Below are 21,379 nucleotides of genomic sequence, written 5' to 3'. Positions count from 1 at the left end.
ATCGTGACGGCGGGCCGGTGCGGCACCCTAGGCGTTGCCCTGCCGGCCCGCTAGAACGCGGCCGATCGCTCGTATGAGGACGGAACTCTCATACGGCTTGCGCAGGACCGGAACGTCAAGATGTTCGGGAATCGTGGAGCGGTCACTGTAGCCAGTGGCAAACATGAACGGGATGTTGCGACGTAGCAGTTCCTGCGCCACCGGTAACGACGTGCCACTGCCGAGGTTGACATCAAGGATCGCGAGGTGCGGCGTCAGCTTTTCGAGCCGCCGAAGCGCTTCCGCCGCGGACGGTGCCGTCGTCACCTTCTGCAGGCCATGCTCGGCGAGGATCATCTCGACATCCGCCGCGATCAGCATCTGGTCCTCCACCAGCAGCAACTCGACGTCCGAGAAATCGGGCTGTCCCTGATCGTGGCGATCTGCGGCAGCCTCGACCGACTGCGCCTCCTCGTTCTCGCTCTCGGCCTGTACATGTTTCGACGGGATGCAGAAGTATCCCTGAAGCCCAGTCGGCGCATAGTCGATCCGGCTGTTCCCACCAAGTTCGTAGGAGATGCTGCGGCCGATCAAAACGCTTCCGAAGCCAGTCCGCACGGGCGCCGTCACGGCAGGCCCGCCGTTTTCGCTCCACCAGATCTCGCATTCGCCCGCTTCGTCCTTCTGCCAGCGGACAGAGAGGTTACCGCCAGACATGGAAAGACCACCGTATTTCGCGGCGTTCGTTGCCATCTCGTGAAGCACCAGCGCCATGACCGAGAAGGCCCGGGCATCAAGCCAGACAGACGGTCCCTGCAGCAGGATCTGGCGGTCGCCAGCCTGGTAAGGCTGCAGTTCCGCCTGCAAAAGGTCGCGAAGAAAGCCTCCGTCGCCGCTACGGACGATCTGGTCATGGGCCAGAGAGAGCGCCTGCACCCTGCCCTTCAACGAGGCGATGTACGTATCCAGCCCCTGCTGCGTGTCGACGGGCCTGCCAATCAGGGACTTGATTACGGACAGGATGTTCTTGACGCGATGGTTGAGCTCTTCGTTGAGCATCCTCTGCCGGACATCAGCCTTGCCACGCTCATCCGCCATGAGCTCGTTGTGGTGAAGGACGATCTCGACCAGCACGCCGCGGATGACCTCGGCAACCTCCCGATCCGCTTCCGACCACGGCTGTGCCCGGTTGTGGACTGCCTCTTTCCAGATGGCAAAGCTCTTACGCGGCGTCAGCCGGTCACCCAGCGGTCCGCTCTCGTATGATTTCTCCGGGTTTCCTGCCCAGTTCAGGGTCTGAACCAATTCCCGTCGGAAGAAATAGAGATAGTCCCGGGACCGTTGTGAGAGCGGGATGGCGAGGACCCCGCAAATATCGGCGGGGGAGATGGTCGATCCCGGCAGATCCGCCGAAATCTGATCCGTCCACCATGTCCGACCGGCGGAGGCTTCGCCGCGAAGTTCAACAAGCTCCACCGCTTGTTCCGCCGAGGGCGCGGCCCCGGTGCTTGTCCAGGCGCCACCCAGCCATAGGCCCATGCCGTCGCACGCAAGCATCTCGCCGAATTCGCCCAGCGAGGTCCGGAGCAGGTCTCGAATGTCGGCGTGGTGAGAGGCGACCTGCAGAAAACGATCCAGAGCGACCCTCACCTCACGGTTCTTCTCGACCACCTGCTTCTGCAGCAAAGCCGCAAGGTGAAGGGAAAAGAACTCGCCAAAAGTCTCTGCCGCGATACGCTGAGGCATCGAAAGCGTCTTCGGCGAATAGTGGTGGCAGGCGATCAATCCCCAAAGATCACCGTCAACGACGATCGAGATCGACATCGATGCCGCCACGCCCATGTTGCGCAGATATTCGCAGTGAACGGAGGACACGCTTCGCAGATGGGCGAATGACAGGTCGAGCGGATGATCCCTTTCCTCCAGCTCGGGAAGGATCGCGACCCTCACGTCTCTCGCGTCGGAAATAACGCGGATCGTGTTCTTCAGATAAAGGACACGCGCCTGCTTGGGGATGTCGCTTGCGGGGAAATACTGCCCCTTGAAACTCTCGAGGTCACGCCGCTTGTGCTCGCTGATGACCTGGCCCGAGCCATCTTCCTCGAAGCGATAGATCATCACCCGGTCATAGCCCAGCAGGGCGTGGATCAGGCGGCTGGAACGCTCAAGCAATTGCTCCACATTGCTGATGTTCCGTATCCGGCTGATGAGCATTCGTGCGACTTCGAGCGGCTGGTCATTCGTTGCAGTGACCGGCTCGAACTCCATGACGGCGCCCGCATCATGGACATGCACAGCGACATCGAACCTCTTGCCGCTGGGCAGCTCCATCCCATGGCGAAGCGCCGGACGCGCAGGGTCACCTGCAGTCGCGATGGCGTTTCGCAGTGTGTGCGCAAGCTCACGCCCGAATATTTCCTCCAGCCGTGCTCCAGCAGTGAGGCCAGGAATCGATAGCATCTCAGGGGCATTGGCTGAAAACCGCCTCACCTCGGCACCCGCGTGGTCGCAGGCGATCAGGCAGCCATGGGCCTGGATGCTACCGGGGATCTGGATTGGTTCACGGTCGCAATTCGTGAGGTCGACAGTCTGAAACTCACGCATCCTGCAGTCTTTCGAAGGCTCCACCGACGGCGGCAAAGACTGTTTCGGACGCTGCCACCAACCTGTCCAGATCGAGTTCCGGAGCTTCGTCAAGCAGTTTGACGAGTTGCCGCCAACGAGTGAGGCTTTCGGACTGAGCGAAAAGGTGGCGGGCTCCAAATTCGCCGGTCAATCCCAAGCCCTGCGCCCGCCGATAGAGAATACGCGCACCGAGGGAGGATCCCTCGGTGACATAAAGCGCACCGAGAAGTGTCTCCCGATCCGATACCTGCAGCGGTGATTCATGCATTGCCGGAGGCTGCAATCCCAGATCGCCCAGATCCTGGCGCAGAAGGGGCAAAAGCTGAGGAGCGTGGTCGAGCGGCGGCAGGTCGGCAGGCCAGTCAAAGCCAGCCATAGCGTCCTCGTAAGCGGAACGAAATGCGTAGGTCCCCCTCAAGTAGCGATGATAGTCTGCTATCGTGGAGAAAGATCCGACAATTGCTTCGACCCGAGCATGGGACAGCGAAGTGCGATCCCTGACGAGGAACCGACGTGAAGATAAATTCATCAGAACAGTTCTATGAGTTGAATGTCCGTCATATTTAGCTCCTACCTCATCTGCGACAAGTGCGAGTTAGTGATTTTGTGATCGTCCTGCGTGTAACCTGTGCAATAGTCATCAGATACCGCAATGCCGCGATCGGACAGAACTAGGAGCACCGGTGAGCAGACCCCCCCACCTACCAGATGGACCTCGTTGGCTGGGACCCGTGGCCCACAGCCGCTCGGCCCTGATCCCGCCGATTTCGGCCGCTCGCTGGCTTCTGGTCCTGATCGTGATCGCGGGCATCTATTTCTTCCACGGCTTCCTTGTACCGGTCCTCGCGGCGCTGGTCATCGGGTTTGCCAGCTGGCCGCTTTACCGCAAGTTGCTGCAGAACATCGGCGGCAACACGACCATCGGCGCCACACTGGCCATCATCTTCATCATTGCCTTCCTCGTCGTACCGATCGGCATCGCGATCTCCTATACGATCGGGGAAGTGCGGGACTGGGTGGGCTGGGTTCTTCAGGTCAACAATCAGGGCGCAGAGGTGCCCGCCTGGATAGCAGCTCTTCCGGGTGTGGGTGACTGGCTGACGCAGCAGTGGGACCGGCATGTCGGTTCGCCGGGAGCGATCGGAGAACTGATCCAGATCGTCAGTGGTGCAAATATCGGCAACATCTACCGGGCGGTCATCGCGGCTGGTGACGGTGCCTTCCACCTGCTCCTGACACTGCTGTTCATGTTGATCGCTCTCTTCTTCGTCTACCGTGACGGCGCATCCTTCAGCAGGCAGATCGACCTTCTCGGGGAGCGCATCCTGCCGACGCGCTGGGAGCGGATTTCTCGTGTCGTGCCGGCAACGATCAGTTCGACCGTGACAGGCATGACACTCATCGCCATCGGCGAGGGCATCGTCCTCGGCATTGCCTACTGGATCGCTGGCGTCCCCTCGCCGGTTACCCTCGGCGTTCTGACGGGAATCATGGCCCTCATCCCCGGCGGCGCGCCCCTGTCCTTCACGCTTGTCTCCGTCTACCTCGTAGCAAGCGGCTCGTATTTCGCGGGGATCGGGCTCTTCGTTTGGGGCTCGGTTGAACTCTTCATCGTCGACAAGACGATCCGTCCTCGGCTGGTCGGCGGGCCGATCAAGCTTCCCTTTCTCCCGACATTTTTTGGCCTCGTCGGCGGAGTGAAGACGATGGGCTTCCTCGGGCTGTTCATCGGACCGGTGCTCATGGCCCTGATCGTATCGATCTGGCGGGAATGGATCCGCGAAGTGAAGCTTGTGGATCCCGTGGAGGGCGAAGAGGACTTGGTGACGGACAGCAGCGGTCCCTTCGACCCGGACGTGGCTCCGATCAGAACCGTCTCGTCACCATGAGACGCCACAGCGTCGTTGACAGGAAATCAACATGAATGCCGCCATCATCGTGCTCACCATCCTCGGCTGTGACGACACCGCGACAGAGTGCCACTATGTCTCCACCTCGGAGAGACGATGGCCGACCATCGAGCTGTGCACCGCGGATTCGGAGGCGGAACTGGCAAGCCACGCCAATGCTCCCTATCCGATGGTGATCGCGGTTTGTCAGAGACCGGGTGAGAGCGAGGCCGCGGCAACGCCTCCAGACCCGACCATTACCCAAAATCCGGAAACCGATCTGACGCAGGAAGCCAAGTCCGACCTCGCATCAAGGGCTATCGAGCGCGTGCGTGCCGTGTTGCCAACCACGGAGGGAGTGCGCACCTTGATGCGGCAGCCCATCCGCCTCGTCGAGGAGAGCTATTCCTGGGTCGCAAAGAAGCTACGGGACTGAGTGCGTCAGGCCGCCAGCGCGGTCTGCTGTGCGTAGGAACGAGCCGCGGCGCGCAGTTCTGAGCGCTGAAGCCTGTCGACGATCTCCAACAGCTCAGCGACCACCGGCGACCTCGCCCCCAGCTGGCGGCATTCCGAAAGCAGTGCCTCGCATATGTCAGCGCTGGTTTCCACGATACTCGCCTGACGCCAGAGGAGCGTTCCGGCGACGAAGACAGCCGCCACGTCCCGGTGAAGACCCGCCGCCTGGAACATGGCGCGGACAGCCGGAGCCCGACCGCTCGCCAGCAGAGCTCTCACACGCGGCTCGTCGAGCCCCGAAAGCGCTGCCATGGCTTCCGACAGGAAGTCTGCCTTTCCGGTGCAGAGCGCATTGATGAGAAGCGCAGGCGTAAGCGCTCCCGATGACCGCATGTGCTCGACCAGCGCCGGCAGTTCGAATCGAGAGGCGGATCCGGCGATCGCCAATGTCGCCGTCTCGGTTGCCTCCAGCGTCAGGCGCTCCAGTCGGGAACCGGCTAGCAGGTTGGAGACTAGGCTCGACTCGGCAAGTGCCTCGCCAACTTTCGACACCAGCCGTTGGCGAACCTCGGGAGCGAGGTCGGCGCGATCGAGCAAAAGCTTTCTCACCTCACCGTCGTGACCGAATCGATCCGCGATCCGTGCCAGGCATCCGCGAGACAGTGCAGCGTCTGCATTCTCGAGGAGAAGTACAATCTCGCCCACGTCCCCGACCTCCGCAAGGGCAGCCGAGACAACCCGGGAGAGGCCGGACCGGGTTGCAATGAGCCCCCGGGTCAGGCCGTCCCCCCGCCCCACCAGATCCACCAGATCGGCATCCTTGAAAACGGGGGACTTGGCGATCACCGTGCAGGCGATCTCTGGCTGGTCCTCGGCAAGGGCAAGGATGATAGGCCGAGGTGCGCCGGGATTTGTGGCCAACGCCCGGGCGAGACCGAGGCGCACCTGCGGCGCCGGATCATCGAGGAGATGAGACATGGCAAGCAACGCCGCATGCTGCTGATCCGACTGAAGGCGCGACGCTAGATAGGCTCGCGCCAACGCATTGGCGGCCCTGGCCCTGTCACACGCGGCCGCTGTTTCGAGCCATCGAAGAAATGCCTGAATAATCACTACCAACCCCGGCTGACGGGAAGCGCCTGCCGCGCATCACCGAATGACCGAACGGTAGCCGGTAAATATTTATGATTGGTTCACCATACGGATTAACGCCTGCGCGATCCTAGGAGGCACTAGGGCGGGTCATCTGGAATACGTCCGCGCTGCCGTCGCAATAGTCGTGGTAGCCCATTCGGGCGATCGGCCGCATGATGCTCAAGTCGATGCGACCGTCGCGGATGATCTCTTCACGGATGTGGATACCAACGACCTGACCGAACACCATGTAAGCGTCTGCATGACCGCCCTCTATGGTTCGAGGCTGGATGATCTCCGTGACCCTGCACTCGAGTGCCGTGTAGGCTTCCGCGACGTATGGAGCATCGATCAGGCAGCCCATTTTCGGCGACAGCCCAGCGATCTCGAATTCGTCCCTTCCGTAAGGGACCGAGACCGACGATGCATTCACCTGCTCCGCGAGATGACGGCTCGCAAGGCTTGCAGTAAACACCCCTGTCTCCTCGGCATTGCGAAGGCTGTCCTTCCTCCCACTCGACGAGAACATTACGATCTTCGGCGTGTCGGAAACGATGTTGAAGAAGGAGTAGGGCGAAAGGTTGAGCGAACCAGCTCTCCCTTTCGTACCGATCCAACCAATCGGCCTTGGTGCGACGATCGCCTTGAATGGGTCATGCCGCAGGCCGTGGGCGTTGGTGTCGGTCGCATAGAACATCAGGATTCGCCTTCGCCCGCATAGGTGACGATGCTATCGAGGTCCGGCCGTGGACGGTCCGGAACAGGAAAATCACTCGAACCAATATGGATGAAGCCCGCCACGCGTTCTCCCTGCTTCACCCCGAGCGCGGCAAGGGCAAGATCGTCATAGGCGATCCACTCCGTGCGCCAGTTGGCTACATATCCGTGGGCATTGGCGGCCATTAGCATGTTCAGGCAAACGGCACCGGCGGACAGCACCTGCTCCCATTCCGGGATTTTCGCATGGGGTGCGGCTGTGCTGACTACCCCGACCACGACTGGAGCCCGCAGGAAGCGGTTTCGCTCGGCGTCACGTGCCGCTTCCTCCAACTCGCCGGCCTGCTGCTGGAGGGAAAGAAAGACTTCTCCAAGCCTAGCCCTCTCGTCACCGCGGTAGACGATGAAGCGCCAAGGCGCCAGTTTTCCATGATCCGGGACGCGTGATGCGAAAGCGAGAATCGATTCCAGTTCAGAGTTGGACGGACCCGGTTCGCCGATCTGCGCGACCGGGGTTGAGTGGCGGTTGCGCAGGTAGTCCACAAGCTTGATGTCAGTTTGCATACTTGAGTCGTCCTTGGGGAACAGTCATGGTAGGAAGGTCTTGAAATTGCCTCAGGATTGGTCTTGAAGTGAGGCTTAGCACCAGAAGAGTCAACCGGTTCACGATCAATGACAGGCATTTCCATCGCGGCCCGTTGTGCCATGGCCGGCGCCATGTTCCTCATGCCGGTCACGGGCGCCTCCGCGGAGGAAGCCTTCCAGACGTTCAAGCAGCTCAGCAGCACTTCGAAAATGCCAAAGCTCAGCGCGTTCTCCGCCACGGGCGGCGGACTGGCAACGGCTGCGGCGAAAGACGTCGCCTTCCGTGCCAAGCTGGTCAACAGCGAAGAGATGCTGAAGGAAGGCCTGACCTGGCGCGTCTTCAGCCCGATCTCCGGCGAGGACGGAAAGCTGCCTCTCGTCGCGAGTGCGGAGGGGGGAGACGCCTCATTCCAGCTCCTGCCCGGAGACTATTTCGTCAACGTCGCGTTCGGCCGTGCCGGGGTGACCAAGAAGCTCACCGTTCCGGCGGACGGCGAAGTTGAGCCACAGGTTCTCGTGCTGGACGCCGGCGGTGTCGTTCTTGACGCGGTCTCGGGTTCCGATGCCCCTGTGCCCGCCAGTCGTCTCAGGTTCTCGATCTACTCTTCAGAGGTTCGCGAAGACGGCGAGCGCGGACTGGTCATGGCCGATGTCCGCCCCGATACGATCGTCCGCCTCAATGCCGGCACCTATCACGTCGTTTCCGAGTACGGCGACGTCAATGCGGTTGTCCGGGCCGATATTCAGGTCGAAGCCGGCAAGCTGCTCGAGGCCACCTTGCAGCACCGCGCCGCGGAGATCACCCTTAAGCTCGTGTCCCAGCCGGGTGGCGAGGCGATTGCCGACACTGCCTGGTCGGTGCTCACGGCGGCCGGTGACATCGTCAACGAAAGCGTCAGCGCCTTCTCCACGATGGTACTCGCGGAGGGCGATTACCTGGCAATCGCCCGTAACAAGGACAGGATCTATCAGCGAGCCTTCAGCGTGAAGGCCGCCGAGAACGTAGATGTCGAGGTCCTGATGAAGGAGCAGCCCGCTGAAATGGGCCTGCTCAACGATACCGAACTGCGGAACTGACCACGGCACAACGCCCGCCTCTTTCGAGGCGGGCGCATATCTGTTCAGGCAGCAGACTTGCGGGCCTTCGCCTTGCGAAGAAGGTCTGGTGGCGTGGCTTCCAGAGCGAGCGCGCCCACCGCCTCACCGAGCGACATGGACGTCTGCGCTTGAGAGCCCAGCCGGCGGATATTGACCGAGCGTTCTTCCGCCTCCTTCTTGCCGCAGACGATGATCACCGGCACCTTGGTGACCGAGTGCTCGCGGATCTTGTAGTTGATCTTCTCGTTGCGGAAATCGGTCTCGACCACCATGCCCGCCTCGCGAAGGGCGTCAGCCACTTCGCGACCGTAATCGTCTGCATCGGAGGTGATCGTCGCGACAACGACCTGCACCGGCGCGAACCAGAGCGGCATGTGACCGGCAAAGTTCTCGATCAGGATGCCGAGGAAGCGCTCCATGGAGCCGCAGATCGCCCGGTGGATCATCACCGGCTGACGCTTCTCGGAGTTCTGGTCGATATAGAAGGCCCCAAAGCGCTCGGGCAGATTGAAGTCGACCTGAGTGGTGCCGCACTGCCACTCGCGGCCGATCGCATCCTTCAGCGTGTACTCAAACTTCGGCCCGTAGAAAGCGCCCTCGCCCGGCAGGATACCAGTCTTGATGCGACCGCCGGATTGCGCTTCGATCGTCTTCAGCACCTCCATCATCACCGATTCCGCGCGATCCCACAGTTCGTCCGAGCCGACTCGCTTCTCCGGTCGCGTGGAGAGCTTGACGACGATCTCCTTAAAGCCGAAATCCTCGTAGACGGACAGGATGAGGTCGTTGATGCGCAGGCACTCGGCCGCCATCTGCTCATCGGTGCAGAAGACATGGGCATCGTCCTGGGTAAAGGCGCGCACGCGCATCAAACCATGTAGCGCCCCGGAGGGCTCGTAGCGGTGCACAAGACCGAATTCGGCAAGGCGAATCGGCAGTTCCCGGTAAGACTTCAGACCATGCTTGAAGATCTGGACGTGCCCCGGGCAGTTCATCGGCTTCAGCGCAAACACCCGATCGTCCGCCTCCGGGTCGTCCGGGTTGGTCAGCGAATGGGCGGATTTCACCGCGAACATGTTTTCCTGGTACCAGCCCCAGTGGCCGGAGGTCTCCCAAAGGGACGTGTCCAGCACCTGCGGCGCATTGACTTCCTCATAGGCGCCGGCAAGCCGGCGGCGCATGTAGGCCACCAGCGTCTGGAACATCCGCCAGCCCTTGCCATGCCAGAAGACGACGCCCGGACCTTCTTCCTGGAAATGGAAAAGATCCATCTCCCGGCCCAGCTTGCGATGGTCGCGCTTTTCCGCCTCGGCCAGGACATGAAGGTACTGATCGAGTTCCTCCTGCGTCGCCCAGGCAGTGCCATAGATGCGGGTCAGCATCGGATTGTTGGAATCGCCCCGCCAATAGGCGCCGGCCACCTTCATCAGCTTGAAGGCAGTACCGATCTGTCCGGTCGAAGCCATGTGCGGTCCACGGCAGAGGTCGAACCAGTCGCCCTGATAGTAAATCTTGACGTCCTCGTCTTCCGGAATGGCGTCTACCAGCTCGACCTTGTAGTTCTCGCCCTTGGAAGCGAAGACCTCCTTCGCCTTGTTTCGCGGCCAGGCTTCCTTTGTGAATGGCTTGTTGCGGGCGATGATCTCCTTCATCTTCGCCTCGATCCTGGGCAGGTCCTCCGGCGTGAACGGCGTATCGCGGGCGAAATCGTAGTAGAATCCGTTCTCGATGACCGGGCCGATCGTTACCTGCGTCGATGGCCAGAGTTCCTGCACGGCCTCTGCCATCACGTGCGCGGTATCGTGGCGGATCAGTTCCAGCGCACGAGGATCGGTGCGGGTGACGATCTCGATCGCACCGTCGGTGACGGGATCGGAGAGATCGCGCAGCGTACCGTCAATGGTGACCGCGACGGCCTTCTTGACCAACGACTTCGAGATGGATTCCGCGACGTCGCGACCCGTCGTACCGGCGTCAAACGCGCGGACGGAGCCATCGGGGAAGGTAAGGGAAACGGTTTGGGACATGACTGCTCCTGGATCCAGTCCCGCCAACGAATGCGGGTGGTGGTGAATGATCGGCGCTGATCTTGCGCTGCCGAGTGCGAACGGGCCGGTTGATAGTGCTTTTCCCGTACCTATTCAAGCGCGGCCATCACGGGTGAGGACGCCAATATCGCCAGGGAAGCCACCATTGCTGACGTTGCTGGAGCGTCTCCGGCGCCGGGTCCAGGCCGGACGTGCCGCCCGGCCCGCAGCGACCGACCCGGAACAGCGTCATCCACCCGCCGGCCCAGAGCCCGTGGCGCCCGATCGCCTCGTAGCCGTACTCGGAACAGGTGGGGATATGGCGGCAGGAGTTCCCGATGAAGCCAGAGAGCGTCAGCTGATAAAGACGGATGAGCCCCATTCCCGCCAGCCGGCCCGGGGTCCTGCGAAACGGACCCTGCCAGTTGCGGGACCGCCCGACTCGCGGAGAATGCGTGCAGCCGGGTCCGTCGCACATGTCACGCGGACACCGTTTGAGGCGTCTTGGCGTCGATCTGGTCAAGCGCGTCGACCACAGCATCGAATGTCAGCATGGTCGAGGCATGCCGCGCCTTGTAGTCCTTCACGGGCCTGAGGTAGCGCATGTCTTCGAACCGGCCCGATGGTCCTTCGCCATCCGCCTTCAACATGGCCAGCATGTCTTCGCGCGCCTGACGGATCTCGACAGGCGTGGCTCCAACAACGTGGCTACCCATCACCGACGAGGATGCCTGACCAAGCGCGCAGGCACGGACCTCGTGGGCAAAGTCGGTGACGACGCCATCGCGCAGCTTCAGGTAGACGCGGACGCGCGAACCACAGAGCTTCGAGTGCTTCTCCGACGTCGCATCGGCATCCTCAAGCTGGCCGGCACGCGGGATGTTGCCTGCCAGTTCGAGGATCTTGCTATTGTAGATATCGTCCATTTGCAGATCGATCCCGCTGCGTCTCCCGGAGCGCGCCCGGCTCGCGCCGCTCCACCGATGTTAGATTTATTACGTCATCATTATATGTGACGGACCCCGGCAGGTATCAAGAAAGCGATCCTTTCTCGCCAAATGCTGGAAAATGAGACCATAATATCTTGTAAATGAAGCGCCAAGGCGTCAATTACCCGGTTTGAAGCGACCATCCGCCTCTCGCAGCGGCGGATGATGACATGGGGGCTCGATGAACGCTCCCGGGAGACAGCAATGGATGCAGTTGTGAAGAACTTCCCGGCCTCCGGCCAGACCGATAGCGCCCCAACGCAGGAACAGGCCGAGGAGGCCGTTCGCGTGCTGCTCCGCTGGGTTGGCGAAAACCCGGAGCGGGAAGGCCTGCTGGATACCCCCAAACGTGTCGCCGCTGCCTATCGCGAACTCTTCTCCGGCTACTCTCTCTCCGCCGAGGAGGTTCTCGGGCGCACCTTCGAGGAAGTCTCGGGCTATGGCGATGCGGTGCTGGTGCGCGACATTCCCTTCTTCTCCCATTGCGAGCACCACATGTTGCCGATCAGCGGCAAGGCCCATGTCGCCTATCTGCCGAATGGCCGCGTCCTGGGGCTTTCGAAGATCGCCCGCGTCGTCGACATCTTCGGCCGACGCCTGCAGACCCAGGAGAACCTGACGGCACAGATTGCCGCTGCCATCGAAAAGACGCTTGGGCCGCGCGGCGTTGCAGTCATGATCGAGGCGGAGCACATGTGCATGGCTATGCGCGGCGTGCAGAAGCAGGGCTCGACGACGCTCACCACTACCTTTACGGGCGAGTACAGGGACAATGCCGCCGAACAGGCTCGCTTCCTCACGCTCGTTCGCAACCGCTGAGCCACATATGATTCGCCAATTCCCCGAACCCTCTTCCGACAAGGCGGAGCAGGAAGGCGCTGGCCCCCTGGCACCCGCCTTCGATGCCAATGGCCTTGTTACGGCGGTCGTGACCGATTCTGCGGACGGCGAGCTTCTAATGGTCGCCCACATGGACGCCGAGGCGCTGGCACTGACCATCGACACGGGTATTGCCCACTATTACAGCCGATCCCGCCGGAAGATCTGGAAGAAGGGTGAAACCTCCGGAAACCTGCAGACCGTGCATGAGATCCGCACGGACTGTGACCAGGATGCCATCTGGCTGAAGGTCTCGGTAGCCGGACATGATGCCACATGTCACACTGGTCGACGCTCCTGCTTCTATCGTATCGTGGAGAAACAGGGGGACGAGGGTGTCCTCCGGATTGTCGACGATCATCGGCACTTCGACCCCGCCCAAGTCTATAAACCGGATGGAACTAAGTAGCGGCGCGTCGCATTCTGTAACAGGCGGGCGCAACCCTACACCATTTCGCAACTAGTCTGTGCTTTCCTGGGTGTCGGGAAATCGTTCAGCCTGGAGGTGCCGATGCTGAACTGGAGTTGGAATCGCAGTGATCACGCAGCAACGCCTGCAGATCCCGCATCCGCACGTCCCTCAGAACCACCGACAGCGATCGATGTTCCGAAGAAGGCGAAACTGGCCCTTGCGCTCGGTGGCGGGGCGGCACGCGGCTGGGCACATATCGGCGTTCTACGCGCCCTTGACGAGGCGGGCATCGAAGTCGGCATGGTCGCCGGCACATCCATTGGTGCACTGGTGGGCGGTTGCTACCTCGCCGGCAAGCTGGACGAGTTGGAGAGTTTTGCACGCTCTCTGACCATGCGCCGACTTGCAGGTCTCCTTGACCTTACCATCGGCGGTAGCGGCCTGCTCGGTGGGATGCGCTTGACCAAACGCATGCAGGAGCATCTCGAAGGCCTGTCCATCGAAGAGCTCGATCGTCCGTTCGTGGCGGTCGCAACGGAATTGCACACAGGCCATGAGGTCTGGATCGGCAACGGTTCGCTGATCACGGCGCTGCGTGCCTCCTACGCACTCCCCGGCATCTTTGAACCCGTGACCTGCAACAATCGGACCCTGGTGGACGGTGCCCTGGTAAACCCAGTCCCCACCTCGGTCTGCCGAGCCTACGAGCAGCCGCTCGTCGTGGCGGTAAACCTCAACTACGACATCTTCGGGCGATCCGCCGTCGTCAAGCACAGCGCCAGCTTCCAGACGGTCGAACAGCCCCGGACCAAGCTGAAGGAACATCACCTCGGCCTTCCGGGCGTCATGGTACAGGCATTCAACATCATCCAGGAGCGCATCTCCCGCGCAAGGCTCGCCGGCGATCCGCCTGATCTTGCCCTGCACCCGCGTCTCAGCGACATCGGCCTGTCCGAATTCCATCGTGCCGGCGAGGCGATCGATCGCGGCTACATGGAAACGATGAACCAGATCGCCGCGCTGCAACGGATGCAGGAAGTGTTCGCCCGGTAAAGCAACCGCACCGCAGTCAACCGGCGATATAGGCCTTGATCTCTTCCGCCTCCAATTCCACCTCGCGGATGCGCGACTTCACGACGTCGCCGATCGAGATGATACCGTTAAGCCGGCCGCCGTCTTCTACCGGCACGTGACGGAACCGCCCGCTGCTCATCATCTCCATCAGCGCGTTGACTGTCGTTTCCTCCCGGCATGTCTGCACATTCACAGTCATCACGGAGGAGACGGGCTGATCGAGGATCGCCGCACCCTTCTCGGCCAGTGCGCGCACCATATCGCGCTCGGTGAAGATACCGGCAATGCGCCCGTCGACGCCCGTCACGACAAGCGCACCGATCTTTCTTTCGTGAAGAATTCCCGCAACCTGCAGAAGCGACTTATCCGGGCTGACTGTGACGACATCTCGCCCCTTGGCGTCCAGCATGTTCTTGACGACGATGGCCATGGCTTTCTCCTCGCATACCAGTGCACGCGGGTAGCGCCCTCCCCCATCAGAGCGATATCCGTTCGCAGATGGTGCCCTTACATGCGAGGGATTGCAATATACCGGTGCAGCATCATCAATGGCGCGCGGACGGAAGCGGGTCGAAGAGCGCGAACAACAGGTACCCGAAGAGGAAGCCGCCGATATGCGCGTCCCAGGCGATCTGGCCCGCGCCTTGCCCCACCAGCGGCAGACCAATTGCGATCAGCATGTTGCCGGCGAACCATATGCCCACGAACACGGCGACCGTCCGGTTTCGCAGGGCGCCCAGGACCGACTGCCGTGGATAGAGATGTCCATACGTGCGGTTGAAGCCGCCACGGACGGGAAAGGCGAAGCGACATGCCGTCCCCATCAGGGCGGAAACCACACCTGACGCTCCGATCAGCACCGTTTGCTCGCCCCAATGGAGGGCCGCATGGAAGAATGCGGCAGCAGCAGCGGAGAGTACCCAGAAGACTAGGTATCTCACCGGTCCGATCCGGCGGACCACAGGCGCTCCGAAGGCTGTCAGCCACAGAATGTTGAAGGCGAGGTGCTCGATGCTCCCGTGGAGCAGCGAATAGGTCACAGGCGTGGTGAACCACTCCGGCCCTTGCTCGGCCAGCGGATAGACATACCGCAATGGCGTAAAGGCCATGTAGAACATGAAGGCACCAACCGCCTCCTCGTTCAAGAGGAATGCCTCCATGAGATAGAGCGCCACGAGCAGCAGGATCGTCAGCACGAGGGTGCGCGGCAGGTTAAAAACGGGCTGGCGCTCTGGCCGGTATTCCGCGTCGCCGTTGTCGTCCACCTGGTTCTGCCGATCCATCTACCTATCCTTCCTGCGCCATCAGTCAGTCATATAGGCGAAGCCGACCCGAGAAGCGAAGCGGTAGTCGGGAACAATCGCTATTGCACGCAATGGTAACCCGCGAAAACACGCAATCTTAACCCCCCGGGTGCTATGCTTGGGCAACCTGCGCACAGGAAAACCCGCAATGTATTCACAGCAGACACCTCACAACGTGGGCCAGAGACAGCCGCCCCCAGCGCGTGCGTTTCAGCGTGTCACGGTCAATGTCGAGGGCAGACTTATGCTGGCGGACCATGAGGAATACCCCTGCACGGCGACCGAGATGTCGCCCGGAGACGTCGAATTCTCCTGCTTCGGCCGCCCAAGGATCAACGAGCGGGTGATCGCTTACCTCGACCACCTGGGGCGGATCGAAGGGGTGGTGAATGAGGTCGGGACCAACGGCTTCTCGGTGGTCATCAATGCAACCGACCGCAAGCGCGAAAAACTTGCGGCACAGTTGACGTGGATCGCCAACAAGCATGAGCTGGGTCTTCCCGAGGATCGTCGCCACGACCGTCTCACGCCCAGGAAGTCCGCAACCGAACTCTTCCTCGAGGATGGAACCCGCTACAGCTGCCGCCTCATGGACCTTTCCCTGTCCGGCGCGGCGATCGATGTCGAGATCCGCCCGCCGCTCGGGACGCCAGTGCGCCTCGGAAGCATGCGCGGACGCGTGGTGCGGCATTTCATGGAAGGTGTCGCGATCGAGTTCGCCAGTGTGCAATCACGGGAGTCTCTGCGCGAGTTCCTTTGATCTTCGTCTCAGTATGCAGGACCAGACGGCGGCCGTGGGCCGCCGTTTCTGTTTCAGCTTCACGGACTCACCTGCGCCGAAATGGAACAGGCTCGGGTTGCATAGCGCTGGATCGCGAAAAAAAATCCATGGGGATGGGTAGAAGTGGTGCCGCCTTCCGGCTCCGCTGCGAGCCAACGAGGCCGCTTCTCTCGCCGTTCGACACGCAGCACCGGTCAAGCCTCGGACACTTGCTCCATTGTCATGGCTGATCTCCGTTAACCCTCTGCTCGTCTGAGGGCCCAGTACACGGCCGCGGGGCGACCAGCAGCCTCCTCCCGGCGTTACCTGTGTCGGGACAATTTGAATCAACAGATCGACAAATTCACAGCAAGTTTTCATCGGATTTGAGTCGACTTCAGTTCGAATTTGCGCCAACATTGAATCGATTACTGTATTGATTTTACTACGCATTTTTGCGTGCACTCAACATGCCTGTGCCATCTTGATCCTCACCACGGGGAGACAAGATCATGACCGACAGAAAACTCAGTGTCGCCATCGCCACCGCTCTTTTCGCGTTGATCGCGGCACCGACTTCATTTGCCATGCCGCTTGGCATGCAGGTTGTTGGAAAGGCCAATCCTCCTATCGGCCACTACGAGTTCTGCCGCGTTTATGCCAGCGAATGCGGGCCGGCATCGCACGACACGGGCCCCATGACCCTCACGCAGGACAGGTGGCGGACGATGCTCGACATCAACTACACCGTCAACACGGCAATCCAGCCCCTGACCGACCAGGAGATCTATGGCGTCGAAGAGCGCTGGGCCTATCCCCGCAGCGGCGGCGATTGCGAGGATTTCGTCCTGCTGAAGCGAAAGATGCTGATGGCGAAGGGATTTGATCCGTCCGACCTGCTGATCACCGTCGTGTTGCAGCCGAACGGCGAAGGGCACGCCGTCCTCACAGTGCGTACCGACCGCGGCGACTTCGTGCTCGACAACATGCGCAACACCGTCCTTCTCTGGTCGGATACAGAGTACACATTCCTGAAGCGCCAGGCCGCCGATCACGCGGGTCGCTGGGTGAAGCTGCAGGACGGGCGCGCGACCGCAGTATCGAGCGTTTCCCGATAATCGAACCGATCCTTCCCTTCCGAGGCGCCACCCGTACCTGCGGGTTGGCGCCCTTCTTGTTCCACGACCTGTGCCCGCTTCAGGCTCGCCGCTCCAAATCTGGAGGATCAGGAGGAAATAGCGGTGCGGCATCATATTCATGCCGTCATTACCGGATTTTACGAATGGACGACGGGGCCGAGCCGGGCAATCACTAAAATGCCGTTCAATCCGGGGAATTGCCGTTCACCATAAACCTCTTGGTAACGCTGCCTGTCTACATTGACCCCAACGGTTCGTGGCGGGGGCGCGTCCGGAAGGTGAGTATTCTAATGCAAGCAATGAGCGCGACAGTGTTGAAAGCAGACTTTTCGATCCTCCTCCCAAATCGGCCTGCGAATATTCTCAACCTTTTGCTTGGCCTTGCCCTCGCTCTTACCTTCCTCGTGGGGATTCCCTCCCGCGAGGCGCAGGCCGCGCCGAAATATGCAGGGATCGTCGTTGACGCCAACACGGGCAAGGTTCTCTATAGCGACGACCCTGATGGTCTTCGCTACCCCGCGTCGCTCACCAAGATGATGACCCTCTACCTGACCTTCGAGGCGCTCGAATCTGGTCGCATCCGCCTCGATTCCAGGGTGCCGATGTCGAAGAATGCAGCTGCGGAGCCGCCCTCCAAGCTTGGCGTCGGCGCTGGCAACAGCCTGACGGTCGAGCAGGCCATCAAGGCCTTGGTCACTCGCTCTGCCAACGATGTCGCCACCGCGCTCGGCGAGTTCCTTGGCGGGTCGGAATCGCGCTTCGCCCAGATCATGACGAACAAGGCGCGCGCCCTTGGTATGACCAGGACCACCTATCGCAACGCCCACGGCCTGCCCAACACCGCGCAGATGACCACCGCGCGGGACCAGGCGCGATTGGGCATGGCTCTCCGTCAGCACTTCCCGCAGTATTACGGCTACTTCTCCACACGCAGCTTCAAGTTCGGCAAGCAGACGATCGGCAATCACAATCGCCTGCTCGGTTCGGTCGAAGGCGTCGATGGTATCAAGACCGGCTACATCCGGGCCTCGGGCTTCAACCTTGTCACCTCGTTGCAGAAGGACGGTCGCTCGATTGTTGCCGTCGTGATCGGCGGGCGCACAGGCGCTAGCCGCGATGCGCAGATGCGCAAGCTCGTTGGGCAGTACCTTCCTAAGGCATCTCGCGGTGGCAAGGGCGCCCTGATTGCCCAGGCCCCGTCTGCGCCGGTTGGTGATGTCATCGCCGCAGCCGATCGCCTTGCGGCTTTCGATCTCCCGAGCAGTGGGCCGGTGCCGCAGGCGCGCTACGAGGAGCAGCAGGTGGCCTCAGCCTACTCGCCTCCCTCCTCTGCCAAACGCGGCGGCGATGCCATGCGCGCCATTGCCAATGTCGCAACGCCTACGCCGGCTCCGGAATACCTTCCGCCTGAAGACGTCGCCGTTACCGAGCAAGGCGACACCTCCGGCGAGGTCGATGTCGTAACCACCGCTTCGACCAAGGCTGCAGTTCCAGCTGATACGGTTTCGGGCTGGGTCATCCAGGTCGGCGTCTCGCCTGACGCTGGCATGGCATCGGAACTCCTGCAGAAAGCGCAGGACAAGGGCGGAAAGGTATTGCGTTCCGCCAAACCCTTCACCGTTGCCGTCAATGCGAATGGGCAGAACCTTTATCGCGCTCGCTTCGCCGGCTTCGAGAACCAGACCGCGGCCGTGAACACCTGCAAGGCGCTGAAGAAGCAGGGCGTCAACTGCTGGGCCTCGCAACAGTAACTGCGAAGGCCTGGGCACCATGAGTTAACCGGCGCCGCGTGTTATCAGCGCCGGTGGGGGGTATCCCCTCCGTAAACCTCGATTTGTAACGTGTACGAGGCAGAAATGGCAGCTTACGAGAACATCGCCAACTCCCCCTTCGCTCCGGGGGAAAAGCGGATGAAGGGCCTGGCGCTGCATCCGCTTCACGAGGCTGCAATGCGGCTGGCAGGGGCCGGGCTGAGCAAGTCGAAGGACCGCACGCGTGATCTTGTGGCACTATTGCTGAGCCATGGAGCTCGTGCGCTGCGTCATTCACAGCCGGAAGTGGGTATCCATCTCCACGTAGGCCCCTATTCGGGCCGCCTGCCCGTCCGGCTTCGCCTGCGCTAAAGTAGGTTCAAAGCAGCCCGAGGTCCGCGAGCTCACGTCGCAGATCCTCCGGCATCGCCGCCATCCCTTCGCCCAGGCTGCCGAGGTCACGCGGCGCTTCATCCACCTTGAGGTAGCGCCAACCCTGGAATGGGCGTTTCGGCTGGGGCGCCGTTTCCACGACCTCCGGTCCCAGAACGAGTTCGCATCGCTGAATGCCGTCCGAACCGGTGACGCAGCGAAGGTCGAGGAGCGGCTGGCGCGCCATGACCTGCCCCTTGATGACCCAATAGAGGGAGCCGCCGTCGAGCAGTTCTTCCCTTCGCTTCGGGACCATCCGCGTCGTGTGGACCGAATGAGGTTCGAGCCCGGCCGAGATGGCCATCAGGGCTCGTTCGCTCACCCAGTCCCTCAGGTCCTGTAGCGAGTCCGCACCGACGCAGAGCTTGATCATGTGGAGTGCCATGCCGTTCTTCAAATCCTAAAGCTGGTACAGGTCAAGCACGCAGGCGGCTTTGGTCCTCTAGGAGCTCAGCATTCCACTACATTCACGGCCAGGCCGCCCGTGGAAGTCTCTTTGTACTTTTCGCTCATGTCATTGCCGGTCTGCCGCATCGTCTCGATGCAAGCGTCGAGCGGCACGAAATGCGTCCCATCGCCCTTGATCGCCAGCGAGGCGGCAGTTACCGCCTTGACGGCGCCCAGCGCATTGCGCTCGATGCACGGGACCTGCACGAGGCCTGCGATGGGATCGCAGGTCATGCCAAGGTGGTGCTCCAAGGCGATCTCGGCTGCATTCTCGATCTGCTCGGGCGACCCACCCATCACCGCCGCCAGCCCTGCCGCCGCCATGGCCGCGGCGGAGCCGACCTCTCCCTGACAGCCGACTTCAGCGCCGGAGATGGAGGCATTGTGCTTGATGATGCCGCCAATGGCCGCCGCCGTCAGCAGGAACTCATGAATGTCTTCGCGAGTCGTCCCGTCATGGAACTGAAGAAAGTACCGTATCGAGGCCGGGATAACCCCCGCCGCGCCGTTCGTCGGAGCCGTCACCACGCGTCCGCCGGCTGCATTCTCCTCGTTCACCGCCATCGCGTAGACGCTCAGCCAGTCGTTCGCCAGCAAGGGGTTGGGCCGATTGCTCCGCCATTCCTCATTGAGTCTGTCGTGAATGGCACGCGCCCTGCGACGCACGTTCAGGCCGCCCGGCATCACGCCGTCGACCTTCAGGCCCCGGTCGATGCACCCGTTCATCGCGTCCCAGATCGCATCGAGCCCCGCATCAAGCTCGTCGCGCGAGCGGGTGACCTCTTCATTGGCCCTCTTCATCTGCGCGATGCTCATGCCGGAGCCCTGGGCCATCTGCAGCATTTCCCGAGCCGTTGCGAAAGGATAGGGCACGGAGGGACCGGATTGCTCGTTCTTCGTCGCCCGCATCCTCTGCAGTTCGGTGTCCGTCACGACGAACCCGCCACCTATGGAATAATAGATGCGCCTGACGAGCAGTCGGCCATCGGCATCGAACGCGGAGAAGGTCATCCCATTGGCATGGCCGGGCAAGGTCTGCTTGCGGTCGAAGACGAGATCATCCTTCGGCTGGAAGGCATAGGTGGGATGGCCAGGCGGCGTCACCATGCCGGTGCGCTCGACCTCGGCTATGATCTCGTCCATGCGGTCCGGATCAACCCGGTGCGGCTCCTCCCCAGCCAGACCGAGGATAACCGCCCTGCCGGTGCCGTGTCCGACGCCGGTATAGGCCAGCGATCCGTGCAGGCTGACCTTGATGGCCGCAACCCGTGCTGCGGATGGGCGAGGCCAGTCGTCCGAGAGGAGAAGATCAAGAAAGCGACGGGCAGCCGACATTGGGCCCATCGTGTGAGAACTCGACGGCCCGATCCCGATCTTGAAGACGTCGAAGACCGAAAGGAACATGCTTCACCTGATGCCGGCAACGATGCTGAGCCACGAAGATGGCTGGCCCGATATAGCAGCAACCGGAGACCACTTGCCAGCCAAGTCGCATCTGGTGGATGAAAACGAAAAGAGCGCGGTACGAATACCGCGCTCTTCTCTCAAACTTACTGTTCTTGTGGGGTCGGAAACGTCAGATCGTGCCGAAGAGATAGGCGAGCGCCATAATCCCCGCAAATCCCGCAAGCGCCTTGATGGTGACGCCCCAGCAGGACTTCTGAACGGTATCTTCCATGATG

Annotated in this window: 22 protein-coding genes; 10 read left to right on the top strand and 12 right to left on the bottom strand. The window is 61.5% G+C overall.

Features of this window, described 5'->3' with window-relative positions; genetic code table 11:
* Window positions 1–27 precede the first annotated feature (27 nt).
* On the bottom strand, window positions 28–2,583 hold the full coding sequence (locus tag FN060_RS07895; protein WP_142587585.1) for an HWE histidine kinase domain-containing protein: 2,556 nt from the start codon (window positions 2,581–2,583) through the stop codon (window positions 28–30).
* Window positions 2,576–2,980 carry a biliverdin-producing heme oxygenase gene (locus FN060_RS07890; protein ID WP_142587584.1) on the bottom strand — a complete coding sequence of 135 codons (405 nt, stop codon included), beginning with the start codon at window positions 2,978–2,980 and terminating at the stop codon, window positions 2,576–2,578. The genes FN060_RS07895 and FN060_RS07890 overlap by 8 nt, the downstream gene beginning before the upstream one ends.
* 307 nt (window positions 2,981–3,287) lie before the next feature.
* Between FN060_RS07890 and FN060_RS07885 the strand changes: the two genes are divergently transcribed.
* Window positions 3,288–4,493 (top strand): AI-2E family transporter, encoded by a 1,206-nt coding sequence (locus tag FN060_RS07885; RefSeq protein ID WP_142587583.1) that lies wholly within the window; start codon window positions 3,288–3,290, stop codon window positions 4,491–4,493.
* Window positions 4,494–4,524: 31 nt separating this feature from the next.
* Complete coding sequence (locus FN060_RS07880; RefSeq protein WP_142587582.1) at window positions 4,525–4,929, top strand: hypothetical protein; 405 nt, start codon at window positions 4,525–4,527, stop codon at window positions 4,927–4,929.
* A 5-nt stretch (window positions 4,930–4,934) separates the two neighbouring features.
* Here FN060_RS07880 and FN060_RS07875 read toward each other — a convergent pair whose 3' ends face one another.
* The 3 genes from FN060_RS07875 to FN060_RS07865 all read right to left on the bottom strand — a co-directional run bounded on the left by FN060_RS07875 (window position 4,935) and on the right by FN060_RS07865 (window position 7,364).
* The gene (locus FN060_RS07875) at window positions 4,935–6,062 is read right to left on the bottom strand and encodes a DUF2336 domain-containing protein (RefSeq protein ID WP_142587581.1); all 1,128 of its coding nucleotides are present in this window, start codon (window positions 6,060–6,062) and stop codon (window positions 4,935–4,937) included.
* A 109-nt stretch (window positions 6,063–6,171) separates the two neighbouring features.
* On the bottom strand, window positions 6,172–6,780 hold the full coding sequence (locus FN060_RS07870; RefSeq protein ID WP_142587580.1) for a flavin reductase family protein: 609 nt from the start codon (window positions 6,778–6,780) through the stop codon (window positions 6,172–6,174).
* The gene (locus tag FN060_RS07865) at window positions 6,780–7,364 is read right to left on the bottom strand and encodes a nitroreductase family protein (protein ID WP_142587579.1); all 585 of its coding nucleotides are present in this window, start codon (window positions 7,362–7,364) and stop codon (window positions 6,780–6,782) included. The genes FN060_RS07870 and FN060_RS07865 overlap by 1 nt, the downstream gene beginning before the upstream one ends.
* A 108-nt stretch (window positions 7,365–7,472) precedes the next feature.
* Here FN060_RS07865 and FN060_RS07860 point away from each other — a divergent pair, with 108 nt between their 5' ends.
* Window positions 7,473–8,462, top strand: coding sequence for a hypothetical protein (locus FN060_RS07860; RefSeq protein ID WP_142587578.1), 990 nt, complete (start codon window positions 7,473–7,475; stop codon window positions 8,460–8,462).
* A 44-nt stretch (window positions 8,463–8,506) separates the two neighbouring features.
* Here FN060_RS07860 and thrS read toward each other — a convergent pair whose 3' ends face one another.
* From thrS to FN060_RS07845, 3 genes are all read right to left on the bottom strand, one after another.
* The gene (thrS, locus tag FN060_RS07855) at window positions 8,507–10,510 is read right to left on the bottom strand and encodes a threonine--tRNA ligase (RefSeq protein ID WP_142587577.1); all 2,004 of its coding nucleotides are present in this window, start codon (window positions 10,508–10,510) and stop codon (window positions 8,507–8,509) included.
* 127 nt (window positions 10,511–10,637) lie between these two features.
* Entirely contained in the window at window positions 10,638–10,988 is a 351-nt protein-coding gene (yidD, locus tag FN060_RS07850) for a membrane protein insertion efficiency factor YidD (protein ID WP_142587576.1), read from the bottom strand.
* A 1-nt stretch (window position 10,989) separates the two neighbouring features.
* Window positions 10,990–11,436, bottom strand: a complete 447-nt coding sequence (locus tag FN060_RS07845) for an iron-sulfur cluster assembly scaffold protein (protein WP_142587575.1) — start codon at window positions 11,434–11,436, stop codon at window positions 10,990–10,992.
* Window positions 11,437–11,703: 267 nt separating this feature from the next.
* Here FN060_RS07845 and folE point away from each other — a divergent pair, with 267 nt between their 5' ends.
* The 3 genes from folE (at window position 11,704) to FN060_RS07830 (ending at window position 13,843) form a co-directional block, all read left to right on the top strand.
* Window positions 11,704–12,318 carry a GTP cyclohydrolase I FolE gene (folE, locus tag FN060_RS07840; protein ID WP_142587574.1) on the top strand — a complete coding sequence of 205 codons (615 nt, stop codon included), beginning with the start codon at window positions 11,704–11,706 and terminating at the stop codon, window positions 12,316–12,318.
* Window positions 12,319–12,325: 7 nt separating this feature from the next.
* Window positions 12,326–12,787 (top strand): phosphoribosyl-AMP cyclohydrolase, encoded by a 462-nt coding sequence (gene hisI, locus FN060_RS07835; RefSeq protein ID WP_142587573.1) that lies wholly within the window; start codon window positions 12,326–12,328, stop codon window positions 12,785–12,787.
* A 102-nt stretch (window positions 12,788–12,889) separates the two neighbouring features.
* A complete protein-coding gene (locus FN060_RS07830; RefSeq protein WP_142587572.1) occupies window positions 12,890–13,843 on the top strand; it encodes a patatin-like phospholipase family protein in 954 nt (317 codons plus the stop codon).
* 16 nt (window positions 13,844–13,859) lie between these two features.
* Here the strand turns inward: FN060_RS07830 and FN060_RS07825 are convergent, their stop codons facing one another.
* Window positions 13,860–14,294, bottom strand: coding sequence for a CBS domain-containing protein (locus FN060_RS07825; RefSeq protein WP_142587571.1), 435 nt, complete (start codon window positions 14,292–14,294; stop codon window positions 13,860–13,862).
* Between the two features lie 115 nt (window positions 14,295–14,409).
* On the bottom strand, window positions 14,410–15,147 hold the full coding sequence (locus tag FN060_RS07820; RefSeq protein ID WP_142587570.1) for a rhomboid family intramembrane serine protease: 738 nt from the start codon (window positions 15,145–15,147) through the stop codon (window positions 14,410–14,412).
* 169 nt (window positions 15,148–15,316) lie between these two features.
* Between FN060_RS07820 and FN060_RS07815 the strand changes: the two genes are divergently transcribed.
* The 4 genes from FN060_RS07815 (at window position 15,317) to FN060_RS07800 (ending at window position 19,190) form a co-directional block, all read left to right on the top strand.
* Window positions 15,317–15,928 carry a PilZ domain-containing protein gene (locus FN060_RS07815; protein WP_077546013.1) on the top strand — a complete coding sequence of 204 codons (612 nt, stop codon included), beginning with the start codon at window positions 15,317–15,319 and terminating at the stop codon, window positions 15,926–15,928.
* 512 nt (window positions 15,929–16,440) lie between these two features.
* Window positions 16,441–17,046 (top strand): transglutaminase-like cysteine peptidase, encoded by a 606-nt coding sequence (locus FN060_RS07810; RefSeq protein WP_142587569.1) that lies wholly within the window; start codon window positions 16,441–16,443, stop codon window positions 17,044–17,046.
* Window positions 17,047–17,357: 311 nt separating this feature from the next.
* A complete protein-coding gene (locus FN060_RS07805) occupies window positions 17,358–18,818 on the top strand; it encodes a D-alanyl-D-alanine carboxypeptidase (RefSeq protein WP_142587568.1) in 1,461 nt (486 codons plus the stop codon).
* Between the two features lie 105 nt (window positions 18,819–18,923).
* A complete protein-coding gene (locus FN060_RS07800; protein ID WP_052638342.1) occupies window positions 18,924–19,190 on the top strand; it encodes a hypothetical protein in 267 nt (88 codons plus the stop codon).
* A gap of 7 nt (window positions 19,191–19,197) precedes the next feature.
* On the opposite strand, the gene FN060_RS07795 is transcribed toward FN060_RS07800, so the two are convergent.
* Both FN060_RS07795 and FN060_RS07790 read right to left on the bottom strand, forming a co-directional pair.
* Window positions 19,198–19,635, bottom strand: coding sequence for a DUF1489 family protein (locus FN060_RS07795; protein WP_142587567.1), 438 nt, complete (start codon window positions 19,633–19,635; stop codon window positions 19,198–19,200).
* A gap of 65 nt (window positions 19,636–19,700) precedes the next feature.
* The gene (locus tag FN060_RS07790) at window positions 19,701–21,101 is read right to left on the bottom strand and encodes an L-serine ammonia-lyase (RefSeq protein ID WP_142587566.1); all 1,401 of its coding nucleotides are present in this window, start codon (window positions 21,099–21,101) and stop codon (window positions 19,701–19,703) included.
* Between the last annotated feature and the right edge of the window lie 278 nt (window positions 21,102–21,379).

It is taken from the genome of Pseudorhizobium halotolerans, assembly GCF_902153235.2.
Classification (GTDB): Bacteria; Pseudomonadota; Alphaproteobacteria; order Rhizobiales; family Rhizobiaceae; genus Neorhizobium; species Neorhizobium flavum.
The sequence above is the reverse complement of the archived record's forward strand: the minus strand, read 5'-3'. Positions and strand labels throughout refer to the sequence as shown.